The organism is Streptomyces sp. NPDC001027, assembly GCF_040299045.1.
Classification (GTDB): domain Bacteria; phylum Actinomycetota; class Actinomycetes; order Streptomycetales; family Streptomycetaceae; genus Streptomyces.
Genome location: NZ_JBEPBI010000449.1, coordinates 1 through 3,279, shown reverse-complemented (window position 1 = coordinate 3,279; position 3,279 = coordinate 1). Strand labels below are relative to the sequence as shown.

General features: G+C 72.3%; 5 protein-coding genes. 1 reads left to right on the top strand and 4 read right to left on the bottom strand.

Going from position 1 to position 3,279, the window contains the following annotated elements; translation table 11 throughout:
* Positions 1–323: 323 nt before the first annotated feature.
* The 4 genes from ABT300_RS42550 to ABT300_RS42535 are packed head-to-tail and all read right to left on the bottom strand — an operon-like array spanning position 324 to position 2,390.
* Positions 324–794: a GNAT family N-acetyltransferase gene (locus ABT300_RS42550; RefSeq protein ID WP_351688113.1), complete on the bottom strand. Its 471-nt coding sequence runs from the start codon at positions 792–794 to the stop codon at positions 324–326.
* 29 nt (positions 795–823) lie between these two features.
* Positions 824–1,243: an arsenate reductase ArsC gene (locus ABT300_RS42545; RefSeq protein ID WP_351688111.1), complete on the bottom strand. Its 420-nt coding sequence runs from the start codon at positions 1,241–1,243 to the stop codon at positions 824–826.
* On the bottom strand, positions 1,240–2,016 hold the full coding sequence (locus ABT300_RS42540) for an aquaporin (protein WP_351688108.1): 777 nt from the start codon (positions 2,014–2,016) through the stop codon (positions 1,240–1,242). Before ABT300_RS42540 ends, ABT300_RS42545 begins: the two co-directional genes overlap by 4 nt.
* Positions 2,013–2,390: an ArsR/SmtB family transcription factor gene (locus ABT300_RS42535; RefSeq protein ID WP_351688105.1), complete on the bottom strand. Its 378-nt coding sequence runs from the start codon at positions 2,388–2,390 to the stop codon at positions 2,013–2,015. The genes ABT300_RS42540 and ABT300_RS42535 overlap by 4 nt, the downstream gene beginning before the upstream one ends.
* Before the next feature lie 89 nt (positions 2,391–2,479).
* Between ABT300_RS42535 and ABT300_RS42530 the strand changes: the two genes are divergently transcribed.
* Positions 2,480–2,986 (top strand): ArsI/CadI family heavy metal resistance metalloenzyme, encoded by a 507-nt coding sequence (locus ABT300_RS42530; RefSeq protein ID WP_351688103.1) that lies wholly within the window; start codon positions 2,480–2,482, stop codon positions 2,984–2,986.
* The last annotated feature ends 293 nt before the right edge of the window (positions 2,987–3,279 follow it).

The following is a 3,279-nucleotide window of genomic DNA, read 5'->3' as shown; positions in this document are numbered from 1 at the left end:
CCTGGGGCCTGCTCCCAGGTACCGGGAGCCTCCCACGCCACCTGGGAGTGCCTCGGCCAGAAGATCCCGGCCGTTGACGATCGGGCGGACCTCCACGCCGCCCTCGTCGGGCGGAGGGCACACGATGCTCAGACGGAGAAGGTCCGGTCTCGTGGTCATCGGCCAATGATCGCGGAGCCGGCTCGCGACTGTCATGTGGATTCGCGTGGCCTGCGCTGTGGGCGGCAGTTCGGGCCGCCTTCAGGCACGCCGGCCTCGGACGCCCCTCCGGAACGACGGGACGGCAGCCTGGGGGAATTACGAGAAGCAGTCCGCCCGGCAGTTCAGCTGATGACCGGGCTGCGGCGTTCGACCAGTACCACGTCGCGCCACTGACCGTCGTGCCGGCCGATGCGCTCGCGGGTGCCGATGACCCGGAACCCGGCCCGCTCGTGCAAGGCCAGACTCGCGGTGTTCTCGGGGAAGACGCCGGACTGGACCGTCCAGACGCCCGCGGCCTCGGTGGAGGCGATCAGGGCCGTCAGCAGGGCCGAGCCGACACCGCGGCCGCGGGCGCCGGGATGGACGTAGACGGAGTGCTCGACGACTCCGGCGTACGCGCACCGGTCGGACACCGGCACCACCGCTGCCCAGCCCACCACTTGGTCGTCGTCGAGGGCCACGAGGCGGTGCTCGGGCAGCTTGGCCGCGTCGAAGGCCTCCCAGGTCGGAGCCGCGGTCTCGAAGGTGGCGTTGTGCTCGTCGATGCCGAGTTGGTAGATCGAGAGCACGGCTGCGGCGTGATCGGGCTGCATCGCCGTGACGCGCACGCCGGTGGCCGTGCTCACGGCGTCGCCTCGATGCCGAGTTCGGCGAGCAGGCCGCGGATGCGCCGCTCGATCTCGTCGCGGATCGGCCGGACGGCCTGGACCCCCTGTCCGGCGGGGTCGTCCAGCTTCCAGTCCAGGTACCGCTTGCCCGGGAAGCAGGGGCAGGCGTCCCCGCAGCCCATCGTGATGACCACGTCGGAGGCCTGCACCGCCTCGACGGTGAGGACCTTCGGGGTCTCGGCGGAGATGTCGATGCCGCTCTCCTTCATGGCATCCACCACGGAGGGGTTCACGGCGTCGGCGGGGGCTGAGCCGGCGGAGCGGACCTGGACCTTCTCGCCGGCGAGGTGGGCGAGGAAGGCGGCGGCCATCTGGGAACGGCCGGCGTTGTGCACGCAGACGAACAGCACGGACGGGGCGGCGGGAGTGCTCATGAGGACACGGCGCTTTCTTCTGCAGGTCGGGCGGGTGCGGCGAGCTGCTGCTCGCCGTGCGGGACGACAACCTCGTCCCCGGGCACCGGCGTTGGGCGTCCGAAGGTCACGGCGACCAGGGCCAGGCCGACGACGGCGCCGGCGAGCTGGGCGGCGAGGAACGGCGCCACGGAGGCGGGGGCGATGCCGGCGAAGGTGTCGGTGAAGGCCCGGCCGATGGTCACCGCCGGATTGGCGAAGCTGGTGGACGAGGTGAACCAGTAGGCGGCGCCGATGTAGGAGGCGACCGCGACCGGCGCCAGGTGCGCGCGGCCGGCGCGCGCCAGCCCGAAGATCAGCCAGACCAGTCCCGCGGTGGCGACCGCTTCGCCCAGCCACAGATGTCCCGCGGACCGGTCGTGCGTCGACCACTGCACCAGCGGCCGGGCGAACATGGCGTCGGCGAGGACCGCGCCGCCGATCGCCCCGGCGATCTGGGCGGGCACGTACGCGGCCGCCTCCCGCGGGCTGGGACCGTCGCCGCTGCGGCGCCCGGCGAACCAGGCGGCCAGCGTCACGACGGGGTTGAGGTGCGCCCCGGAGACCGAGCCGAGCAGGGCGACGAGCACGCCCAGGCCGAACACGGTCGCCAGCGAGTTGGCCAGCAGCTGCACGCCGACGTCGCGGGTCAGCTGGGTTGCCTGAATCCCCGAGCCGACCACCACCGCCGCCAGCGCCGCCGTGCCGACGGCCTCGGCAGCCGCCCGCCGCGCGAGAGGGACCGGCGCGCTCACGCGGACGCCTTCACGGGCACGGCCGGGGTCTCGAGGAGAGCGGACAGCTTGGCCAGGGCCTCGGGAAGCATCCAGTAGTACACCCAGGTCCCCCGCCGTTCGGAGCCGACCAGCCCGGCCTCGCGCAGCACCTTCAGGTGGTGGGAGATGGTCGGCTGGGAGACCTCGAACGGGCCGACCAGGTCGCACACGTACGCCTCCCCGCCCTCGTGCGAGGCGATCAGGGACAGCAGCCGCAGCCGGATCGGGTCGGACAGGGCCTTGAACATCCGCGACAGCTCGGCCGCGTCCACTTCGCCCAGCGGTTCACGGACCATCGGGGCGCAGCACGCCTCGTCCTGGCCGAGCACCGGCAGATCAGCTTGTTTCGACATATCTCTATGTTGACGGATGTCTATCAAGGTGGCAACCTCAACTGTATCGACAGCCGTCGATATAGTCTCGTCTCGAATGGGAGACCGCCATGTCCCGAGTCCAGCTCGCCCTGCGCGTCGCCGATCTGGAAGGCTCGATCGCCTTCTACTCCAGGCTGTTCGGCGCCGAGCCCGCCAAGCGACGCGAGGGCTACGCCAACTTCGCGATCACCGAGCCCCCGCTGAAGCTGGTCCTCATCGAGGGCGAGGCCGGCGAGGAGACCCGCCTGGACCACCTCGGCGTCGAGGTCGCCAGCACCGAGGAGGTCAACGCCGCCACGACCCGCCTGAAGGAATCGGGCCTGGCCGCCTTCGAGGAGAACGACACCTCCTGCTGCTACGCGCTGCAGGACAAGGTGTGGGTGACCGGCCCGGGCAACGAGCCGTGGGAGGTGTACGTGGTCAAGGCCGACGCCGACACCCTGGAGAAGGCCGACGCCGCCCCGGACGCGTGCTGCGGCGCCACCGCCTGCTGCACTCCCGCGGAGCAGACCCTCGATCCCGCGCAGAGCCCGGCGGAGGCGAAGGCCGCCGCCGGGTGCGGCTGCGCGAGCTGACCGGCTGCCTTCCGGCGGCGCCTGCGCCGACAGCACGCCCACGACCGCACGCTGGCCGGCGAGCTGCCGGCACAGGCGGCTGTTCTCCACGGTGACCCGGCGCAGGGCGCCGACCAGCGATCCGACGTCCACCTTCAGCTGGGCGGTGATCTCTTCGGCGGCCCGCAGCGCTTCGAGCCGCCGGACCTGCCGGCGCAGCCGCTCCGGGTCGCTCAGGATGTCCCGGGCCTGGCGGTGGATGCAGATCGACCCGGCGAAGGCGGGGTCTGAGCGCCGGCGCGGATCGCGCGCGG